The sequence below is a fragment of the Massilia sp. BGA-UO-ETr-WB1 genome, from assembly GCF_059567845.1.
Window position 1 is genome coordinate 239,011 of the sequence record NZ_JCAQOT010000027.1, and the last position, 20,300, is coordinate 259,310.

General features: G+C 63.7%; 20 protein-coding genes and 2 tRNA genes. 17 read left to right on the forward strand and 5 right to left on the reverse strand.

The features are described 5' to 3' along the window. Nucleotides 1-10 precede the first annotated feature (10 nt). On the forward strand, nucleotides 11-661 hold the full coding sequence (locus AC56DV_RS28020; protein WP_496317494.1) for a CoA transferase subunit B: 651 nt from the start codon (nucleotides 11-13) through the stop codon (nucleotides 659-661). Nucleotides 662-704: 43 nt separating this feature from the next. On the opposite strand, the gene AC56DV_RS28025 is transcribed toward AC56DV_RS28020, so the two are convergent. Beyond that, a complete protein-coding gene (locus AC56DV_RS28025) occupies nucleotides 705-1,178 on the reverse strand; it encodes a GNAT family N-acetyltransferase (protein ID WP_496317495.1) in 474 nt (157 codons plus the stop codon). A 189-nt stretch (nucleotides 1,179-1,367) separates the two neighbouring features. On the opposite strand from AC56DV_RS28025, the gene AC56DV_RS28030 reads away from it, so the two are divergent. Together AC56DV_RS28030 and AC56DV_RS28035 are read left to right on the forward strand one after the other, a co-directional pair. Beyond that, a complete protein-coding gene (locus AC56DV_RS28030) occupies nucleotides 1,368-3,092 on the forward strand; it encodes a rhamnogalacturonan lyase B N-terminal domain-containing protein (protein WP_496317496.1) in 1,725 nt (574 codons plus the stop codon). An 11-nt stretch (nucleotides 3,093-3,103) separates the two neighbouring features. Then, the gene (locus AC56DV_RS28035; protein ID WP_496317497.1) at nucleotides 3,104-3,784 is read left to right on the forward strand and encodes a PEP-CTERM sorting domain-containing protein; all 681 of its coding nucleotides are present in this window, start codon (nucleotides 3,104-3,106) and stop codon (nucleotides 3,782-3,784) included. Between the two features lie 7 nt (nucleotides 3,785-3,791). Here the strand turns inward: AC56DV_RS28035 and AC56DV_RS28040 are convergent, their stop codons facing one another. Further along, nucleotides 3,792-5,111: a dicarboxylate/amino acid:cation symporter gene (locus AC56DV_RS28040; protein WP_496318492.1), complete on the reverse strand. Its 1,320-nt coding sequence runs from the start codon at nucleotides 5,109-5,111 to the stop codon at nucleotides 3,792-3,794. A gap of 162 nt (nucleotides 5,112-5,273) precedes the next feature. Further along, complete coding sequence (locus tag AC56DV_RS28045; protein ID WP_496317498.1) at nucleotides 5,274-6,068, reverse strand: 3-hydroxybutyrate dehydrogenase; 795 nt, start codon at nucleotides 6,066-6,068, stop codon at nucleotides 5,274-5,276. 126 nt (nucleotides 6,069-6,194) lie between these two features. Here AC56DV_RS28045 and AC56DV_RS28050 point away from each other — a divergent pair, with 126 nt between their 5' ends. The 3 genes from AC56DV_RS28050 to AC56DV_RS28060 all read left to right on the forward strand — a co-directional run bounded on the left by AC56DV_RS28050 (nucleotide 6,195) and on the right by AC56DV_RS28060 (nucleotide 9,778). Then, nucleotides 6,195-7,076: an alpha/beta fold hydrolase gene (locus AC56DV_RS28050; protein ID WP_496317499.1), complete on the forward strand. Its 882-nt coding sequence runs from the start codon at nucleotides 6,195-6,197 to the stop codon at nucleotides 7,074-7,076. Between the two features lie 20 nt (nucleotides 7,077-7,096). Next, the gene (locus AC56DV_RS28055) at nucleotides 7,097-7,447 is read left to right on the forward strand and encodes a RidA family protein (RefSeq protein WP_496317500.1); all 351 of its coding nucleotides are present in this window, start codon (nucleotides 7,097-7,099) and stop codon (nucleotides 7,445-7,447) included. Nucleotides 7,448-7,528: 81 nt separating this feature from the next. Continuing rightward, nucleotides 7,529-9,778 carry a RelA/SpoT family protein gene (locus AC56DV_RS28060; RefSeq protein WP_496317501.1) on the forward strand — a complete coding sequence of 750 codons (2,250 nt, stop codon included), beginning with the start codon at nucleotides 7,529-7,531 and terminating at the stop codon, nucleotides 9,776-9,778. Nucleotides 9,779-9,813: 35 nt separating this feature from the next. Here AC56DV_RS28060 and AC56DV_RS28065 read toward each other — a convergent pair whose 3' ends face one another. Together AC56DV_RS28065 and AC56DV_RS28070 are read right to left on the reverse strand one after the other, a co-directional pair. Then, entirely contained in the window at nucleotides 9,814-10,722 is a 909-nt protein-coding gene (locus AC56DV_RS28065; RefSeq protein WP_496317502.1) for a cation diffusion facilitator family transporter, read from the reverse strand. A 9-nt stretch (nucleotides 10,723-10,731) separates the two neighbouring features. Then, on the reverse strand, nucleotides 10,732-11,178 hold the full coding sequence (locus tag AC56DV_RS28070; protein WP_496317503.1) for a cache domain-containing protein: 447 nt from the start codon (nucleotides 11,176-11,178) through the stop codon (nucleotides 10,732-10,734). 108 nt (nucleotides 11,179-11,286) lie between these two features. Between AC56DV_RS28070 and AC56DV_RS28075 the strand changes: the two genes are divergently transcribed. The 11 genes from AC56DV_RS28075 to AC56DV_RS28125 all read left to right on the forward strand — a co-directional run bounded on the left by AC56DV_RS28075 (nucleotide 11,287) and on the right by AC56DV_RS28125 (nucleotide 20,233). Then, a tRNA-Val gene (locus AC56DV_RS28075) sits at nucleotides 11,287-11,363 on the forward strand. Between the two features lie 55 nt (nucleotides 11,364-11,418). Then, a tRNA-Val gene (locus AC56DV_RS28080) sits at nucleotides 11,419-11,495 on the forward strand. A 222-nt stretch (nucleotides 11,496-11,717) separates the two neighbouring features. Further along, nucleotides 11,718-13,625, forward strand: coding sequence for a threonine--tRNA ligase (gene thrS, locus AC56DV_RS28085; RefSeq protein ID WP_496318493.1), 1,908 nt, complete (start codon nucleotides 11,718-11,720; stop codon nucleotides 13,623-13,625). Nucleotides 13,626-13,654: 29 nt separating this feature from the next. After that, complete coding sequence (infC, locus tag AC56DV_RS28090) at nucleotides 13,655-14,200, forward strand: translation initiation factor IF-3 (protein ID WP_496318494.1); 546 nt, start codon at nucleotides 13,655-13,657, stop codon at nucleotides 14,198-14,200. Nucleotides 14,201-14,377: 177 nt separating this feature from the next. Then, a complete protein-coding gene (gene rpmI / locus AC56DV_RS28095) occupies nucleotides 14,378-14,575 on the forward strand; it encodes a 50S ribosomal protein L35 (RefSeq protein ID WP_008449407.1) in 198 nt (65 codons plus the stop codon). A gap of 25 nt (nucleotides 14,576-14,600) precedes the next feature. Beyond that, a complete protein-coding gene (rplT, locus tag AC56DV_RS28100) occupies nucleotides 14,601-14,960 on the forward strand; it encodes a 50S ribosomal protein L20 (protein ID WP_028833836.1) in 360 nt (119 codons plus the stop codon). Nucleotides 14,961-15,060: 100 nt separating this feature from the next. After that, nucleotides 15,061-16,077, forward strand: a complete 1,017-nt coding sequence (pheS, locus tag AC56DV_RS28105) for a phenylalanine--tRNA ligase subunit alpha (protein WP_496317504.1) — start codon at nucleotides 15,061-15,063, stop codon at nucleotides 16,075-16,077. A gap of 12 nt (nucleotides 16,078-16,089) precedes the next feature. Continuing rightward, nucleotides 16,090-18,516, forward strand: coding sequence for a phenylalanine--tRNA ligase subunit beta (gene pheT / locus AC56DV_RS28110; RefSeq protein ID WP_496317505.1), 2,427 nt, complete (start codon nucleotides 16,090-16,092; stop codon nucleotides 18,514-18,516). Between the two features lie 153 nt (nucleotides 18,517-18,669). Beyond that, nucleotides 18,670-19,017 carry an integration host factor subunit alpha gene (locus AC56DV_RS28115; protein ID WP_056391332.1) on the forward strand — a complete coding sequence of 116 codons (348 nt, stop codon included), beginning with the start codon at nucleotides 18,670-18,672 and terminating at the stop codon, nucleotides 19,015-19,017. A gap of 13 nt (nucleotides 19,018-19,030) precedes the next feature. Continuing rightward, nucleotides 19,031-19,438, forward strand: coding sequence for a MerR family transcriptional regulator (locus AC56DV_RS28120; protein WP_496317506.1), 408 nt, complete (start codon nucleotides 19,031-19,033; stop codon nucleotides 19,436-19,438). A gap of 162 nt (nucleotides 19,439-19,600) precedes the next feature. Next, the gene (locus tag AC56DV_RS28125; protein ID WP_496317507.1) at nucleotides 19,601-20,233 is read left to right on the forward strand and encodes a response regulator; all 633 of its coding nucleotides are present in this window, start codon (nucleotides 19,601-19,603) and stop codon (nucleotides 20,231-20,233) included. Nucleotides 20,234-20,300 lie beyond the last annotated feature (67 nt).

Sequence of the window (20,300 nt, forward strand, 5' to 3'; positions counted from 1 at the left end):
GGAGACGGACATGGCATGGACTCGTGATGAAATGGCCGCGCGCGCGGCGAAGGAGCTGCAGGACGGCTTTTATGTGAACCTGGGCATCGGCCTGCCCACGCTGGTGGCGAACTATGTGCCGGACGACATCGAAGTGTATCTGCAGTCCGAGAACGGCCTGCTCGGCATCGGCCCGTTCCCCACCGAAGAAGAGATCGACGCCGACCTGATCAACGCCGGCAAGCAGACAGTGACGGCGCTGCCCGGCTCGGCCTACTTCAGCTCGGCCGACTCCTTCGGCATGATCCGCGGCGGCAAGATCAACCTGGCCATCCTGGGCGCGATGCAAGTGTCCGAGCAGGGCGACCTGGCCAACTGGATGATCCCCGGCAAGATGGTGAAGGGCATGGGCGGCGCCATGGACCTGGTGGCCGGCGTGAAGAAAGTGGTGGTGCTGATGGAGCACGTGGCCACCGCCAAGGACGGCAGCACCTCGCACAAGCTGCTGAAGAAATGCGACCTGCCGCTGACCGGCGTGGGCGTGGTGGACCTGGTGATCACCGACCTGGGCGTGATGGAAGTGACGCCTGCCGGCCTGAAAGTGACCGAACTGGCGCCCGGCGTCACCAAGGAGCAGATCGCGGCCGCCACCGGCACCGAGCTGGACTTCTCGGCGCTGTAATCCGGCCCGCACTCTGAAGAGCACGCTGCGGCGTGCTTTTTTTTTACGCGATCCGCTTGCGCATGAAGATGGTGGCTTGCGGGTTGTCGTTGTAGCGCGCGCAGGGCTGGTAGGCGCGGCGCTGGTAGTGCCGCAGCGCGTGGGCCAGGTCGTCCTTGCTGTCGAGGTAGATCCAGGCCGCGCCGCTGGCGGCGGCGTGCGCTTCCATGGCGTCCAGCAGCGCTTCGGCGATGCCGCGCCCCCGGAAGGCGGGCTGCACGTACAGGCGCTTGCACTCGGTGGCGGCGGCCACGCCGTCCAGCGGCAGCGCGCGCAGGGCCACGCAGCCGGCCGGCTGGCCGTCCGCGTAGGCCAGCCACAGCGCCGAGTGCGGTTCGCACAGGAAGGCGACGATGTCTTCCGGCGCGTCGCGCACGACCACGCCGATGGCGTCGAAATATTCGTACAGCAGCGATTGGGTGGGCTGGAGCTCGGCCAGCGTGGCGCGGGCGACGGTGATGGTCATGGTGTTGTTCATGGCAATACTCTAACCCATCCCGGCGCGGCCCGCAAAACGTGGCGTTCCAGCCGCGTTTGCGGCGCTGGAACGGGCCGCGCCAATCAACCCGGTGATTCTTTCGGCATAGTCCGGCGTGCGCGGTTGACCTTTCTTAAAGGACAAATTGATACTTGGCTCTCCTACTAAAAATTAACAATTGGAGACACCATGCCTATCCTGAAAACCCCTGCGGCCAGCCTGGCCGTGCTGCTGCTGGCCGCCGGCTGCGGCGGCAGCGACCCCGTGGCCGAGCAAAGCCAGACCCGCTCCGCCGTCCGCCTGGCGCTGGCCGCGGAGGAGGCGAGCAGCTTCGGCCTCAGCTCGGACGCCAATTTCTACACCATCGACACCGGCGCCGGCCTGGTGTTCAAGATCCGCCGCCTGGACAACGGCGTCAGCACCCAGTCGGCCGGCGATATCGCATCCATGGTCTACAACGGCGTGCAGTACCAGGACCAGTCGCGCGGCAGCCAGGTCAATTCCGGCTTCGACTTCCTGTACACCGGCGTGTCGGCCGTCAGCGTCAACGCCGAGGCGATCGGGGCCGACTACATCAAGGTCACCGTGGTGGCCGGCAACCTGACCCACTATTACATGGTGAAGAAGGGCGTCAACAACATCTACATGGGCACTTATTTCACCACCGAGCCGAGCACGCTGGGGCTGGCGCGCTTCATCCTGCGCGTGCCGGTCGCGGCGCTGCCCAACGGCCCGGTGCCGTCCGACCTGCGCGGCACCACCACCACGGTGGAGTCGGGCGACGTGTTCGGCCTGCCGAACGGCCAGACCCGCTCCAAGCACTATTCCAATATGCGCCTGAAGGACTGGCAGTACATCGGCGCCACCAGCGCCACCGCCGGCATGTGGGTGGTGCGCGACAACAACGAGGGCAATTCCGGCGGGCCGTTCTACCGCAGCCTGCTGAACCAGGCCACCGCCACCAACCAGGAGCTGACCTATATCATCAACTACGGCGAAGCCCAGACCGAAACGCTGCGCACCAATATCCTCAACAGCTACACCCTGGTGTTCAACAACGGCAGCGCTCCCTCGGCGGTCGACACGTCCTTCTTCAGCGGCCTGGGCCTGGCCGGCTATGTCGGCCCGGCGGGGCGCGGGCGGGTGGCCGGCGTCGGCATCACGGGGCGCAACGCGGGCTACGAGTACACGGTGGGTTTCGCCAACGCCACCGCGCAATACTGGGCCAAGGCCGATCCGGCCACAGGCCACTTCGACAGCACCGGCATGCTGCCCGGCACCTACACGATGAAGATCTACAAGAACGAATACGCGGTCGACACGCGCAGCGTGACGGTGACGGCAGGCGGCACGGTGGCGCTGAACACCATCGCCATTGCCGGCGACCCGAGCGCGGCGGCGCCGCTGTGGCGCATCGGCGACTGGGACGGCACGCCGGCCGAGTTCATCAACGGCGACAAGGTCACCACCATGCACCCGTCCGACGTGCGCATGGCGTCCTGGGTGCCGGGCGACTACCAGGTCGGCGCCTCCAGCGCCGCCACCGGCTTCCCGGCCTACCAGTGGAAGAACGTGAACGGCACGCTGACCATCAAGTTCAACCTGACGCAGAGCCAGATCGCCGACTACCAGCTGCGCCTGGGCATCACCGCCGCGTTCGCCGGCGGCCGGCCCAAGCCGCAGGTCAACGGCTGGATCCCGGCCAACCCGTCGCCGTCCACGCAGCCGTCCACCCGCACGCTGACGGTGGGCACGTATCGCGGCAACAACACCATGTACACCTTCACGGTGCCGGCTTCGGAGCTGCAGGTGGGCCAGAACGTGCTGACCCTGACCGCCATCAGCGGCTCCAGCGGCGTCACCTACCTCAGTCCCGGCTATTCCTGGGACGCGGTGGACATGATCAAGCAATGACGGGGGCGACGATGAAGAGCATCTTGCAACGCGCGCCGGCATTGGCGCCGGCGTTGGCATTGGCCGCCGCCATGCTGCTGCCCGGCAGCGCCGGGGCCGCCGTGATCGCCACGCTGGGCAGCGGCACGGCCGTGAAAACGGTCACCAACGCCGCCCATTTCGAACGCAACACGGCCATGGCCAGCGGCTACGTGGAGGACGGCCTGCTGTTCAGCTATACGGGCTCGGCCAACAACAACGGCTGCGGCTACGCGGGCGCGCACTGCTACGGCGCGCCGACCGATTTGAGCCCGGCGTTCAGCGGCAACTATATGGCCTCGTCCGGCAACAACGCCTATATCAGCATCCGCCTGGCGAGCGGCCTGGACTTCTACAAAGTGGAGTTCGCGGCCGACAGCAGCTACCTCAACCTGAACGGCTACTGGAAGACCTTCAACGACAGCGTGCAGACGGGGGCGGGCAATTTCAGCCAGCCGCATGGCGCGGTGCTGGCGCTGGCCGACGGGGCCGGCTTCGACGAGGTGCGCTATTACGCCTTTTCCACCGCCAACAGGCAAAGCGGCTTCAGCGGCAGCGCGATCGATGAGGTGAGGGTGGGGGTGCCGGAGCCGGCGTCGCTACTGCTGATGGCCGGGGGCTTGTTTGGACTGACGGCGGTGCGCAGGAAGCGCACCGCCGTTGGCGCGGACTAGCCGGCTGTTACGCTGCCTTGGCTGCGGCCGGGGCAGCTGCAGGCTCGGCGGCGTGCGCCTCGCCCATCGGCGAAGGGTTGGCCAGTTCGCGGTGCATGGTTTCCATGTCCAGCTCGTTTTCCCACTTCGACACCACCACGGCGGCCACGCCGTTGCCGATGAAGTTGGTCAGCGCGCGGGCTTCGCTCATGAAGCGGTCGATGCCCAGGATCAGCGCCATGCCCGCCACCGGGATGGTCGGCACCACGGCCAGGGTGGCGGCCAGGGTGATGAAGCCGGCGCCGGTGATGCCGGAGGCGCCCTTCGAGGTCAGCATCGCCACCGCCAGGATGGTCAGCTCCTGGCCCAGGGTCAGGTCGGTGTTGGTGGCTTGCGCCACGAACAGGGCGGCCATGGTCATGTAGATGTTGGTGCCGTCCAGGTTGAAGGAGTAGCCGGTAGGAACCACCAGGCCCACCACGGGCTTGGCGCAGCCCAGTTTTTCCAGCTTGCGCATCAGCGAAGGCAGCGCGCTTTCCGACGAGCTGGTGCCCAGCACGATCAGCAGTTCTTCCTTCACGTAGTTGATGAAGCGGGTGATCGAGAAACCGGTGAACTTGGCGATCGAGCCCAGCACGATGAAGATGAACAGGATGCAGGTCAGGTAGAACGAACCCATCAGCTTGGCCAGCGGCAGCAGCGAGTCGATGCCGTACTTGCCGATGGTGAAGGCCATGGCGCCGAACGCGCCGATCGGGGCGACTTTCATGACGATGTTGACGATGCCGAAGATGGCGTGCGCCAGTTCGTCGATCAGCTTGGCCAGCGGACGGCCTTTTTCACCCATCAGCGACAGCGCGAAACCGAACAGCACGGAGATCAGCAGCACCTGCAGGATGTCGCCCTTGGCGAAGGCGTCGACCACGGTGTTCGGGATGATGTTCATCACGAAGTCGGTGGTGGACTGGTGCTTGGCTTTTTCCGTGTACTGGGCGATGGCCTTGGTGTCCAGGGTGGCGGGGTCGACGTTGAAGCCGTCGCCCGGGCGCAGCAGGTTGGCCACGAACAGGCCGATCACCAGCGCGAAGGTCGACACTACTTCGAAATACAGCAGGGCCTTGCCGCCGACGCGGCCGATTTTCTTGACGTCCTGCATGCCGGCAATGCCGGACACCACGGTGCAGAAGATCACCGGGGCGATGATCATCTTGATCAGCTTGATGAAGCCGTCGCCGAGCGGCTTCATGGCGACGGCGTCGCCGGGCAGGTAAATGCCCAGCAGCACGCCGCACAGAATTGCGAACAAGACCTGCACATACAGGACTTTGTAGAACGGTTTTTTCATGATCGTCTCCCCCATTGATGAATCGAATGGGGCCGATCATGAGGGAAAATAACTGTGTGGACTATTGTGGCAATCACTATTGCGGTTAACCACATTGCGGCAATCCACAATGGCGCGGCTTACGCCTTCCCCTTATTGCAGCCTTGCCGCGGCTTTACTGCGCTGTTATTGCGCGACCCAGCCGCCGTCCATATTCCAGGCCACGCCGCGCACCTGCTTGGCCGCGTCGCTGCACAGGAACACGGCCAGCGCGCCCAGTTCCTCGGGCGTGACGAACTCGCCGGACGGCTGCTTGTCGGCCAGCAGCGCCTTCTTGGCCTCGTCGTTGCTCAGGCCGTCCTTCAGCGCGCGCGCGTCCACCTGTTTCTGCACCAGCGGGGTCAGCACGAAGCCGGGGCAGATGGCGTTGGCGGTGACGCCGGTCTGCGCCGTTTCCAGCGCGGTCACCTTGGTCAGGCCCACCAGGCCGTGCTTGGCCGCCACATAGGCCGACTTGCCGGCCGAGCCCACCAGCCCGTGCGCCGAGGCCAGGTTGATGATGCGGCCCCAGTTCTGCTTGCGCATGTACGGCAGCGCCAGGCGCGAGGTGTGGAAGGCCGAAGTGAGGTTGATGGCGATGATGGAGTCCCATTTTTCGACCGGGAAGTCTTCCACGTTGGCCACGTGCTGGATGCCGGCGTTGTTGACCACCACGTCCAGGCCGCCGAACTTGTCGGCCGCGAACGCGAACAGCGCCTCGATTTCGGCCGCTTTCGACATGTCGGCGTTGTGGTAAGCGGTCTGCACGCCGAACTCGCGCGCCGTATCGGCCTGCAGCCGGGCGATTTCGGCCGCGTCGCCGAAGCCGTTGAACAGGATGTTGGCGCCTTCGGCCGCCAGTGAACGCGCCATGCCCAGGCCGATGCCGGACGTGGAACCGGTGACGAGTGCGGTCTTGCCGCGGAGGAGGGTGCTGGCCATGGAATTCCTTTATAGAGTGAATCGGAAGTTGCGGGTTGTCGGATGGGAAATGCGTGCGCTACACTTCTTCAAGATTTTAAGCGCAACGCCGGGTAAAATGTCGTACGTTGAAAAAAAGGAATCAGCATGATCGAGGCAAAAATAAAGTCTGTACAGTGCATTTCGCCCAGCGGACTGCACCGGATGGCCTACAAGGAGTGGGGCGACGAGGACAATCCCGACGTGCTGGTGTGCGTGCATGGCGTGACGCGCGTTTCCGACGACTTCGACAACATGGCGCGCGCGCTGGCCGGCCACTACCGCGTGGTGGCGCCGGACGTGGTGGGCCGCGGCCGCTCCGGCCGCCTGCGCAATCCCGAACTGTACCGCCTGCCGCAATACGTGGCCGACATGGTGACCCTGGTGGCGCGCGTGACCGCGCGCGGCCCGCGCCAGACCGTGGACTGGTTCGGCACCTCGATGGGCGGCCTGATCGGCATGGGCCTGGCCTCGCTGCCGGACAGCCCGGTCAGCAAGCTGGTGCTCAACGACATCGGCCCGGTGCTGGACCCGGAAGCGCTGCAGCGCATCGGCGACTACATCGGCCAGGACCTGCGCTTCCCCACCTTTGAACTGGGCGCCAAATTCGTGCGCGACGTGTCGCTGCCGTTCGGCCCGCACACCGAGGAAGAATGGCACAAGCTGGCCGCCGATGTGTTGCGCCAGGACAAGGACGGCCAGTGGGTGCGCCACTATGATATGGGACTGGCCCAGCCGTTCCGCTCGGCCACGCCGGAATCGGCGCGCGCCGACGAGGCCATGCTGTGGGCCGCCTATGACGCGATCCGCTGCCCGACCCTGCTGGTGCGCGGCGCCCAATCCGATTTGCTGTCGCCGGCGACGGCATTGAGCATGACGCAGCGCGGGCCAAAAGCCACGCTGGTGGAGATACCGGACGTCGGTCACGCTCCCACCTTCCTGCATGACGACCAGATCGCCATTGCCAGGAAGTTTTTACTTGACCTATAAACCTTTAGAAAGAACATAGTATGGAAATCACCCGCCTGCACGTTGGCAAACGCCTGTCCGAAGTTGCCATCCACAACGGCACCGTCTACCTGGCCGGCCAGATCGCCGAAGACACCAGCAAGGACATCGTGGGCCAGACCCAGGAAGTGCTGGCCGCCGTGGACCGCCTGCTGGCCGAAGCCGGCAGCGACAAGACCTGCATCCTGAGCACCGCCATCTACATCAAGGACATGGCCCTGTTCCCGGGCATGAACGAAGTGTGGGACAGCTGGGTCGCCCAGGGCCACACCCCGCCGCGCGCCACCGTGCAAGCCACGCTGGCCAACCCGGCCTGCCTGGTCGAAGTGGTGGTGGTGGCGGCACAGCGTTAATGATATTGTGAGATTGCGCCGCTGCCGCGCAGCGGCAGCGGCACCGGTTTTAACTGAAGTAAGCGGTAACTGAGAGGTAACATGGTTTCTATCGCAGCGCTCAACAGCGCAACGTCGGACCAGCTGGTCCAAGGCCTGTCGGCCGAAGACGGCGCGCGGGTGCTGGCCGCGCTTGACCTGGCCAGCGCAGCGTATGGCGACAAGACCTGCAGCAGCGGCCAGAGTGCGTTCGAGTTCGCCGTCGGCGTCGCGAGCACGCTGGCCTTCCTGCGCATCGATGCGGAAACCCGCATCGCCGGCCTGATGTTCGAAGCAACCCTGCTCGACCCGTCCCAGGCCCCGAATATCGAACCCCGCTTCGGCCCCGCCGTGGCCGAGCTGGTCAGCGGCGTGCGCCAGCTGATCCGGCTGCGCGAGCTGACCCAGACCCAGCCCGCCGGCGCGCCCGGGCGCGGCAAGAACGCGGCCCAGCAGGCCGTGGCGCAAGTTGAAACGCTGCGCAAGATGCTGCTGGCCATGGCCAGCGACATGCGCGTGGTGCTGGTGCGCCTGGCTTCCTGCGTGACGACCTTGCGCTACTTCGCCGAGATCAAGCGTTTCGACGAGGTGACCCACAGCTATGGCCGCGAAACGCTGGACCTGTACGCGCCGCTGGCCAACCGGCTCGGCATCTGGCAGCTGAAATGGGAGCTGGAAGACTTGTCGTTCCGCTTCATCGAGCCGGAGGCGTACAAGCGCATCGCCAAGATGCTGGAAGAAAAGCGCATGATGCGCGAGGGCTTCGTGTCGTCCTCCATCACGCGCCTGCAGAATGAGCTGAACAGCGCCGGCATCAAGGCCGAGGTGTTCGGCCGGCCCAAGCACATCTACTCGATCTGGAGCAAGATGCGCGGCAAGGAGCTGGACTTCACGGAACTGTACGACGTGCGGGCCTTCCGCGTCATCGTCGACGACGTCAAGACCTGCTACACCGTGCTGGGCGTGGTGCACAATATCTGGACCCCGATCCCGAAGGAATTCGACGACTATATTTCGCGGCCCAAGCCGAACGGCTACCGCTCGCTGCATACGGTGGTGACGGCCGACGACGGCCGCCCGCTGGAAGTGCAGATCCGCACCCAGGAAATGCACAACTTCGCCGAGTACGGCGTGGCCGCGCACTGGCGCTACAAGGAGGAGGGCGGCTCCAACTTCCAGGGCCAGAAGTACGACGAGAAGATCGCCTGGCTGCGCCAGCTGCTGGCCTGGAAATCGGACGTGGCCGACACCGTGGTGGGCCAGGAGGAGGTGCAGCGCGAGTGGGTGGAAAAACTCAAGTCGGCCTCGCTGGACGACCGCATTTTCGTGCTCACGCCGCAGGCGCGCGTGCTGGAACTGCCGGTGGGCGCCACGCCGATCGACTTCGCCTACCATTTGCACAGCGACGTCGGCCACCGCTGCCGCGGCGCGCGCGTGGACGGCATCATGGTGCCGCTCAACACGCCGCTGAAGAACGGCCAGACCTGCGAAATCATCACCGCCAAGGGCGCGCCCGGCACGGCCGGACCGTCGCGCGACTGGCTCAACCCGGAATACACGGTTGCCACCCGCACCCGTTCCAAGATCCGGGCCTGGTTCCACGCCATCGACCAGCAGGAAACGCTGTCGCATGGCCGCGCCATGGTGGAGAAATCGCTGCAGCGGGAGGGCAAGACCGCCGTCAACCTGGAGGCGCTGGCGAACAAGCTGGGCTTCGCCAAGGTGGACGACCTGTTCATCTCGGTGGGCAAGGAAGAGTTCAGCCTGCGCCACGTGGAGCAGGCGCTGCACGACACGGGCGAGCCGGTTGAAGTGGAGGACGCGGTGGTGCTCGGCAAGAGCCGCGCCTCCAGCGTGGAGCAGGGCGCCAAGTCGGGTGTGCTGGTGGTGGGCACGGACGGCTTGATGACGCAGCTGGCCAAGTGCTGCAAGCCGGCGCCGCCGGACAGCATCGTCGGCTTCGTCACGCGCGGCAAGGGCGTGTCGATCCACCGCGCCACCTGCAAGAACTTCGCCGAAATGCGCGCCAAGGCGCCGGAGCGCGTCATCGTCACCGAATGGGGGCGCGCGGTCAACGAGACGGTGTACCCGGTCGGCATCTTCGTGCTGGCGGGCGACCGCCAGGGCCTGCTGCGCGATATCTCCGAGATCTTCTCGCGCGAGAAGCTCAACGTGATCGGCGTCAACACGCAGAGCGCGAAAGGGCAGGCGCGCATGACCTTCACCGCTGAAATCGGCTCCACCGCGCAGCTGCAGAAAGCCCTGTCGGCGATCGCCGAAGTCAGCGGCGTGCTGGAAGCGCGCCGTTCCTGACGCGGTGGCGGGTCAGGCGAAGCCGTAACCCGCCATCATTGCGCCAGCTCGGCCTGCAGCGTCACGTGGTCGATGCCGTGCCGTTCCAGCAGCATGGCCTTGATGGCGGCCAGGATGGCCGGCCAGTGCTGCAGGTCGTCCACTTCGATGTGGCCGATCAGCGCCGGCTGGCCGGGTGACATGGACCACACGTGCAGGTCATGCACCGACAGCACGCCCGCCACCTGTTCCAGGTCGGCGCCCACCTGCAAATAATCGACCTGCAGGGGCACGCCTTCCATCAGGTGGTGATAGGACTCGCGCAGTAGCGCCGCGGTCGACTTCAGTATCAGCAGCGACACCAGGATGGACAGCAGCGGGTCGATCTGCGTCCAGCCGGTGTGCCAGATCACCGCGCCGGCCACCAGCGCGGCGATCGAGCCCAGCAAGTCGCCCATCACGTGCACCAGCGCGGCACGCGTGTTCATGCTTTGCTTGTCGTGCGATAGCACCCAGGCCACGGCCAGGTTGACGCACAGGCCGATGCCCGCCACCACGAACACCATGCCGCCCCGCACCTGCTGCGGCGCGCTGAAGCGCTGGATGGCTTCGGCCACGATCCAGCCCACCACGCCCAGCATCAGCAGGCCGTTGACGAAGGCGGCCAGCGCCTCGGCGCGGCCGTAGCCGAAGGAGTAGCGCGCCGACGGCGGCCGCTTGGCGATCAGCTGCGCCAGCAGGGCCAGGCCCAGCGCGGCGGCGTCGGTCACCATGTGGCCGGCGTCCGAAATCAGCGCCAGCGAATTGGCCAGGAAGCCGGACGCCGCTTCCACCCCGGCGAAGCCGAGGGTCAGCGCCACCGCCCAGCCCAGCACCTTCAGGCTGCGGTCCCCCACGAAGTGTTTGTGCTTGGCGTCGCCGGCGCGGTGGGCGTGCAGGCGGGCGGTATCGGTGTCGGTATGCATGGTGCGCGATTATTTGTAGGTGCCGCAAGTGATGACGTACTGGCCCACCTGGCGGAACCAGGCCGACTTGGCCTGCATCTGCCGCGTCAGCGGATGTACCCATTTATAGTCGACCGGACCTTGCTGGCCTTTGCGGGCTTTGTCCAGGATCTCGCGCACGAAGTACTTGTCTTCCTCGTCGCGGTAGTCGTATACATTGAGGCCCACCAGGCGTGGAATGGCCCCGTGCGCCATTACCTTACCATGCTTGTCGTAAATAACGATGTAGAGGTCGCGGTGGATGAAGCGGCCCCTGGGATTGCTGGCTTCGAAGAAAGTCTTGGCCGGCCCCTGGTCGACCAGGTAGGCGGCGGTCTTGTTGATGAGGGCGAGGGCGTCGGCCGGCGTGCCGTGCCCGCTGGCGGCGGCGCCCAGGCTGAACAGCGCCGCGGCCAGGAAAATTAACAACTGTTTCATGTTCTTGGTTTTCTGTGCAACAACTGAATATAGCATAGTGGGGTAGAGCAATGTTTTCACATTTGCCCCTTGCGGAGTCGATTTCCACTCTCTATAATGCTGGTCTTCGGGCGGTTAGTTCAGCTGGTTAGAATACTTGGTCGACATCCAAGGGGTCGGGGATTCGAATTCCTCACCGCCCACCAGAACATGTAGTAAGATGGTTTTCAGCAGTAAAGTAGTAGTGCAGGCAGTACCAAAGGGCGGTTAGTTCAGCTGGTTAGAATACTTGGTCGACATCCAAGGGGTCGGGGATTCGAATTCCTCACCGCCCACCACCAACATTATGTAAGAGCGAGAAAGGCAATCCGGTTATGACACCGCGAACTACTACCAAGGTTAGTAAGTAACGCTAGTCACCGGCTTTCTCACGCTATCACATTGAAGAAAAACGCGGCTAGCCCGCGTTTTTTTTCGTCCGCAGTTCCCAATACGCAGTTTCCCAATTTCGTTTATTTCGTTTACCCACTATCCGGCATTTGTGCCGACTGGAGAGCATGATGGTTGCAGTCCGACTTCCCGATGGTTCCGTGCGTCAGTTCGATGCGCCCGTCACGGTGGCCCAGGTGGCCTCCAATATCAGCACCAGCCTGGGCAAGGCCGCGCTGGCCGGCAAGGTTGATGGCAAGGTGGTCGATACCTCCTTCCTGATCGAGAAGGACGCCGACGTCGCCATCGTCACCGACCGCGACCCCGAAGGCCTGGACGTGATCCGCCACTCCACCGCCCACTTGCTGGCCTACGCCGTCAAGGAGCTGTTCCCCGATGCGCAAGTGACCATCGGCCCGGTGATTGAAAACGGCTTCTACTACGACTTCTCGTACAAGCGCCCGTTCACCCCGGACGACCTGGTGGCGATCGAAAAGAAAATGGCCGAGCTGGCCAAGAAGGACGAGCCGGTCACCCGCCAGGTGCTGCCGCGCGACGAGGCCGTGGCTTACTTCAAGTCGATCAACGAGCACTACAAGGCCGAGATCATCGCCTCGATTCCTGCCGACCAGGACGTGTCGCTGTACTCGGAAGGCAAGTTCACCGACCTGTGCCGCGGCCCGCACGTGCCGTCGACCGGCAAGCTGAAAGTGTTCAAGCTGATGAAGCTGGCCGGCGCCTACTGGCGCGGCGACTCGAAAAACGAGATGCTGCAGCGCGTCTACGGCACCGCCTGGACCAAGAAGGAAGACCAGGAGCAGTACCTGTTCCAGCTGGAAGAGGCGGAAAAGCGCGACCACCGCAAACTGGGCAAGCAGCTGGACTTCTTCCACTTCCAGGACGAGGCGCCGGGCCTGGTGTTCTGGCATCCGAAAGGCTGGACCATCTGGCAACAGGTTGAGCAGTACATGCGCAACAAATACCAGGTCAACGGCTACCAGGAAGTGAAGGCGCCGCAGATCCTGGACGCCAGCCTGTGGGGCAAGACCGGCCACTGGGACAACTACCGCGAGAACATGTTCGTGACGGAATCGGAAAACCGTTCCTACGCGCTGAAGCCGATGAACTGCCCGGGCCACGTGCAGATCTTCAACAGCAATATGCGCTCCTACCGCGACCTGCCGCTGCGCTACGGCGAGTTCGGCCAGTGCCACCGCAACGAGCCGTCCGGCGCGCTGCACGGCATCATGCGCGTGCGCGGCTTCACCCAGGACGACGGCCACATCTTCTGCATGCAGGAGCAGATCGAGCCGGAGGTGGTGGCTTTCCACACCCAGGCGATGGAGGTGTATGCCGACTTCGACTTCACCAACATCGACGTCAAGCTGGCGCTGCGCCCCGACAGCCGCATCGGCACCGACGAGGTGTGGGACGAGGCGGAGGAAGCGCTGCGCTCCGGCCTGCGCGCCTGCGGCGTCGAGTGGACCGAGCTGCCGGGCGAGGGCGCCTTCTACGGCCCGAAAATCGAGTACCACCTGAAGGATTCGCTGGGCCGCCCGTGGCAGGTCGGCACCATGCAGGTCGACTTCTTCATGCCGCAGCGCCTGGGCGCCGAATACGTGGCGGCCGACAACTCGCGCCAGGTGCCGGTGATGCTGCACCGTGCCATCGTCGGCTCACTGGAGCGCTTCATCGGCATCCTGATCGAAAACTACGCCGGCGCGCTGCCGATGTGGCTGGCGCCGGTGCAAGTGTCGGTGCTTAACATCTCCGACGCGCAGGCCGATTATGTGAACGATGTGGCCGCCAAGCTGCGCCAACAGGGCTTCCGCGTGCAGACCGATTTGCGCAACGAGAAGATTACGTATAAAATACGTGAACATTCCGTCCAAAAACTGCCGTACATTCTGGTCGTCGGCGACAAGGAGCGGGATGCCAACACTGTGGCCGTGCGGGCGCGTGGGAATGTCGATCTGGGCGTAATGTCCCTCGACTCCCTGGTTGAGCGACTCCTTAAAGACGTCGCCGACAAAGCCTGACTCCGAGGAAACTCGCATACCGGCCGATCATCAGATTTTTAAAGGAAACTACAATAGCTACTGACAAGTCGCATCGCATCAATGGCGAAATCACCGCTCCCGAAATGCGTCTGAGCGGGGTTGAAAACGAACCGCTCGGTATCGTGAGCCTGGCCGAAGCCTTCCGCCTGGCGGAAGAGGCGAACGTCGACCTGGTGGAGATCGCCCCTACGGCGGTCCCGCCAGTCTGCCGTCTGATGGACTACGGCAAGTTCAAGTATTCGGAGCAGAAGAAAGCCCACGAAGCGAAGCTCAAGCAAAAAGTCATCTCCGTGAAGGAAGTCAAATTCCGTCCGGGCACCGATGACGGCGATTACAATATCAAGCTGCGCAACCTCATCAAGTTCCTCGATGAAGGCGACAAAACCAAGATCACGCTGCGTTTCCGCGGCCGTGAGATGGCGCACCAGGATATCGGTTTCCGCATGCTCGAGCGTCTGAAGGCTGACCTGGAGCCGTACGGCCAGGTCGAGCAGTTCCCGAAGATGGAAGGCCGCCAGATGATCATGGTCCTGGCGCCGAAAAAGAAGAAGTAAACAAGAATTTGCGGAATTGCGGACACCTTAGGGTATAATCGCGTTCCGCAAAATGTAGTGGCCAACAGCAAGACGGACCGCTGCATCAACAAGTGAAAGCAGGCCTCTAAGCGCAGCGTAGTGCTGCCACCTGCAATCCTGTTAATTTGGAGCTGCCCGTAAGAGGGCAGATGTGTTATGCCAAAAATGAAGACCAAAAGCTCCGCGAAAAAGCGTTTTCGCGTGCGTCCAGGTGGTACTGTTAAATCGGGTATGGCTTTCAAGCGCCACATCCTGACCAAGAAAACCACCAAAAACAAGCGTCAGCTGCGTGGTACCCGTAACATCAACGCGTCGGATGTCACGTCCGTCATGCGTATGATGCCTACCGCTTAATCTCACACTCATTTAAGGAGCTAATATGCCTCGAGTAAAACGTGGGGTTACTGCGCGTGCCCGTCATAAAAAAGTACTGAACCTGGCCAAGGGTTACCGTGGTCGTCGTAGCAAGGTATACCGTATTGCCAAGCAAGCAGTCATGCGCGCTGGCCAGTACGCATACCGCGACCGCCGTAACAAGAAGCGCGTCTTCCGCCGCCTGTGGATCGCCCGTATCAACGCCGCTTCCCGTGAGCATGGCGTGACGTACAGCGTGTTCATGAACGGCCTGAAGAAGGCGAACATCGAGCTGGACCGTAAGGTTCTGGCCGATATGGCTGTGATGGACAAGCCGGCATTCGCCGCGATTGTCAACACCGTCAAAGCACAAATCGCTGCCTAATATCAGCGTTTGATGCGTAGCGCTGCTTCCGGCAGCGCATGAGAGCGGGGCAAGGTGTGAACCTGTGCCCCGTTTTTAATTTCCAAGACAGGAATATTGCATGAACTCCCTGGAAGAACTGGTCGTCTCGGCACGTGCTGACTTTATCGCCGCCGCGGACGCCGCCGCACTTGAAAACGCCAAAGCCAAGTATCTGGGCAAGACCGGCCAGATCACCGAAATGATGAAGGGCCTGGGCAAGCTCGACCCGGACGCGAAGAAGGCGCAGGGCGCGCTGATCAATGCCGCCAAAGTGCAGATCGAGGCCGCGCTGACCGCGCGCCGCGACGCCATGGCCGAAGCCCAGCTGCAAGCCCGCCTGAACGCGGAAGAAATCGACGTCACCTTGCCAGGCCGCGGCCGCGCCGGCGGTGGCCTGCATCCTGTCATGCGCACCTGGGAGCGCGTGGAGGAAATCTTCCGCTCGATCGGCTTCGACGTGGCCGGCGGCCCCGAGATCGAAACCGACTGGACCAATTTCACCGCCCTGAACAGCCCGGAAAACCATCCGGCCCGTTCGATGCAGGACACCTTCTACGTGGACGGCAACGACAGCACCGGCAAGCCGCTGCTGCTGCGCACCCACACCAGCCCGATGCAGGTGCGCTACGCGCGCAGCCACACGCCGCCGATCAAGGTGATCGCGCCGGGCCGCACCTACCGCGTCGACAGCGACGCCACCCACTCGCCGATGTTCCACCAGGTCGAAGGCCTGTGGATCGCCGAGGACATCAGCTTCGCCGACCTGAAGGGCGTGTACCTGAACTTCGTCAAGGCCTTCTTCGAGACCGACGACCTGCAGGTGCGCTTCCGCCCCTCGTACTTCCCGTTTACCGAACCGTCGGCCGAGATCGACATCGCCTTCGGCAGCGGTCCATTGAAGGGCCGCTGGCTGGAAGTGTCCGGCTCCGGCCAGGTGCACCCGTCGGTGGTGCGCAACTTCGGCCTCGATCCCGAGCGCTACATCGGTTTCGCGTTCGGCTCCGGCCTGGAGCGCCTGACCATGCTGCGTTACGGCATCAACGACCTGCGCCTGTTCTACGAAGGCGACCTGCGTTTCCTGAAACAGTTCAACTGAGGCACCACGAATATGCAATTCTCTGAAAATTGGCTGCGCACTCTCGTCGATCCGAAAATGACGTCGGATGAACTGGCGCACATGCTGACCATGTCCGGCCTGGAAGTGGAAGAAGTCGAAGCGGTGGCGCCGCCGTTCTCCAACGTGGTGGTGGGCCACGTGCGCGAAATGGCCAAGCACCCGGACGCGGACCGCCTGAACGTGTGCCAGGTGGACGTCGGCACCGGCACCCTGCTCAACATCGTCTGCGGCGCGCCCAACGTGCGCCCGGGCCTGAAGGTGGTGTGCGCCATGGCCGGCGCGCTGCTGCCGCCCGGCGCGGACGGCAAGCCGTTCGAAATCAAGGTGGGCAAGCTGCGCGGCGTGGAGTCGCAGGGCATGCTGTGCTCGGCCAAGGAACTGAAGCTGTCGGAAGAGGGCTCGGGCCTGCTGGAACTGCCGGACGACGCGCCGGTGGGCCAGAACTTCCGCGACTACTATGCGCTGAACGACCTGAAATTCACCATCAAGCTGACCCCGAACAAGGCGGACTGCCTGTCGGTGCTGGGCGTGGCGCGCGAAGTGTCGGCGCTGACCGGCGTGCCGCTGACCCTGCCGTCCTTCCGCACCGTGCCGGTGACGATGGACGAAGTGCTGCCGGTGAAGATCTCGGCGCCGGACCTGTGCGGCCGCTTCTCCGGCCGCGTGATCCGCAACCTGAACGCGAAGGCCGCCACGCCGGAATGGATGAAGCAGCGCCTCGAGCGCAGCGGCCAGCGCCCGGTGTCGGCGCTGGTGGACATTTCCAACTACGTGATGCTGGAGCTGGGCCGCCCGTCGCACGTGTTCGACCTGGCCAAGATCCATGGCGGCCTGGACGTGCGCTGGGGCAAGGCCGGCGAAACGCTCAAGCTGCTGAACGGCAACACCGTGGCCGTCGATGAGTGGGTGGGCGTGATCGCCGACGACAAGGAACTCGAATCGCTGGCCGGCATCATGGGCGGCGACGCCACCGCCGTCTCGCTGGACACCGAATCGATCTACCTGGAAGCGGCGTTCTGGTGGCCGAACGCCATCCAGGGCCGGGCCCGCAAGTACAACTTCTCGACCGACGCGGCGCACCGCTTCGAGCGCGGCGTGGACTACGCCACCACCGTCGAGCACATCGAGCGCATCACCTCGCTGCTGGTGGAGATCTGCGGCACCCCGGCCACGCAAGTGGGCCCGGTGGACGACCAGATCGCCAACCTGCCGCAGCCGAAACCGGTGCAGATGCGCACCGCGCGCGCCCAGAAAGTCATCGGCGTGCCGCTGACCGACGCGCTGGTGGCCGACATCTTCACGCGCCTGGGCCTGCCGTTCACGCTCGAGGCAGGCGTGTTCAGTGTGACCGCGCCGTCCTACCGTTTCGACATCGAAATCGAGGAAGACCTGATCGAGGAAGTGGCCCGCGTGTACGGCTTCGAGAACATCCCGGCGGTGGCGCCGGTGGCGCCGAACACCATGCGCATCGCGCCCGAGAACACCCGTTCGCTGTTCGCCGTGCGCCACCAGCTGGCCGACCTGGGCTACCAGGAAGTGGTCAACATGAGCTTCGTGGAAGCCCAGTGGGAACTGGACTTCAGCGCCAACGACAACCCGATCAAGCTGCAAAACCCGATCGCCAGCCAGCTGAGCGTGATGCGTTCCTCGCTGATCGGCAGCCTGGTGGCCAATGTGCGCTACAACCTGAACCGCAAAGCCAGCCGCGTGCGCGTGTTCGAGCTGGGCGCCATCTACCAGCGCGACGCGTCGGTGCAGGACGGCCCGCTGAGCGTGGCCGGCTACAGCCAGCCGCAGCGCGTGGCCGCGCTGGCCTACGGCCCGGTGGCCGACGAGCAGTGGGGCCAGGACAGCCGCCTGGTCGACTACTTCGACGTGAAGGCGGACCTGGAGCAGCTGTTCGCGCCGCAGACGCTGCGCTTCACCAAGGCCGCGCACCCTGCGCTGCACCCGGGCCGCTCGGCGAATATCGAGCTGGACGGCAAAGTGATCGGCTTTATCGGCGAACTGCACCCGCGCTGGCTGCAGAAATACGACCTGCCGCAGGCGCCGGTGCTGTTCGAGGTTGATGCCGTTGCATTGCAGCAACGCAATGTGCCGAAGTACAGCGAAATCTCCAAGTTCCCGGGCGCCACGCGCGACCTGGCGCTGGTGGTCAAGCAGGCCGTGCCGGCGCAGGATCTGCTCGACGCTTTCGCCGCCGCGCAGGCTGCCCACCCGCACGGCAAGCTGGTGCAAGCCATTGTTTTGTTTGATGAATATCGCGGCAAGGGCTTGGAAGCGGACGAGAAATCGCTTGCTTTCCGCTTTAGCTTGCAAGATACTCAAAATACCCTGCAGGACGATGTGGTGGACGCTGTGATGAGTGCGCTGGCCGAGTCGGCGCAGCAAAAGCACGGCGCCAAACTGCGTTCTTAAGCGGGCCGTAAGTCACAACGGGCAATATGCCACCCCGGAATCCGGCGTTCGCCGGATTCCTGTTCTTTTTATAGGCAGGGCAGCAAAATTAATAACAACGACGTTGATACCGCCGTACTCGAGTCCGCTCTGGATGCCGAGCTGCACAGCGCGATGCTGGTGGCCAAGGTGCGCCAGGAAGCGGAAAAGGACATGCCCACGCTGACCAAGGCGGAGCTGGCAGAGTTGCTGTTCGAGCAGGTTGGACTGAACAAGCGTGAAGCCAAGGACATGGTGGAAACCTTCTTTGACGAGATCCGCAATGCGCTCGAGCGCGGCGAGGCCGTCAAGCTGTCCGGTTTCGGCAATTTCCAGCTGCGCGACAAGCCGCAGCGCCCGGGGCGCAACCCGAAGACCGGCGAGGAAATCCCGATCACGGCGCGCCGCGTCGTCACCTTCCACGCCAGCCAGAAACTGAAGAGCATGGTCGAGGAAAGCAGTCCCATGGCGCGTGCCGCCTGAGTGAGGCCGCAGTATGAACGATAGGCCAGGCAAGTCCGAACTGGTGGTGTTGCCGCCGATTCCAGCCAAGCGCTATTTCACGATAGGCGAGGTGAGCGAGCTGTGCGGCGTGAAGCCGCATGTGCTGCGCTACTGGGAACAGGAATTCACCCAGCTCAAGCCGGTCAAGCGGCGCGGCAACCGGCGCTATTACCAGCATCATGAGGTGCTGCTGATACGCCGTATACGGGAACTGTTATACGAACAAGGTTTCACCATCAGCGGGGCGCGCAACAAACTCGATAGCCGCAGCGCCGATCCGGCGCAGGCAGGGTATGATGCTGAATATGAGCGCGCAGCGCCGGCCGTGCCGGCGCCGGCGCCGCTGGACCGGGACATGATACGCAGCGAGCTGCTTGCCATCCTCGGCCTGCTTAGCTGATCAGTTCGCTGGTCGGCCGGGCGGCTCGGTGGCGGGTGGCACCAGGGGCGCGCCGCTAGCGCCTTTTTTTTCGCATACAATAGTAGTGCTACAATAATAAGATTATTATTTTGTTAGCGGAAGCGCGGGACTTTCCCATGCAAGGAAGACACGAGGGAACACATGATACGCGTTGCCATATGTGACGATCATCAAATAGTTAGGGCCGGCTTCAAGCAGATTTTCTCGTCCGAGGACGATTTCAGTGTGGTGGCGGAAGGCAGCACCGGGCGCGAAGCGCTGGACATCGCCCGCCGCGAGATTTGCGACGTGTTGCTGCTGGATATCGCCATGCCGGACCAGTCCGGCATTGATACTTTGCGCACCATCCGCCAGGGCCAGCCGGATTTGCCGGTGCTGATCCTGTCGGGCTATCCGGCGCAGCAGTACGCGCTGAACCTGTTCAAGATGGGCGCCAACGGCTATCTGAACAAGGAATGCGAGGCGGACGAGCTGATCACGGCGGTGCGCACCGTGCATCAGGGGCGCCGCTATGTCAGCTCGCAGGTGGGCGAGCTGCTGGCGCAGAGCTTCGACCGCGATCCCAACACGGCGCTGCACACCGAGCTGTCGGACCGCGAGTTCCAGGTGTTCCTGCGCCTGGCGCGCGGCGCCACCGTGAGCGACATCGGCGTGGCCCTGTCGCTGAGCATCAAGACGGTGAGTACCTACCGTACCCGCATCATGGAAAAAATGGGCCTGCAATCGAACAGCGATCTGACCTATTATGCAATGAAGAACAACCTGCTGGATTAACGCAGAGCGCCGCCCAGGCGCGCACGTTAGGAAACTGATGCGGCGCAGCAAAAAACGGCAGGGTCTA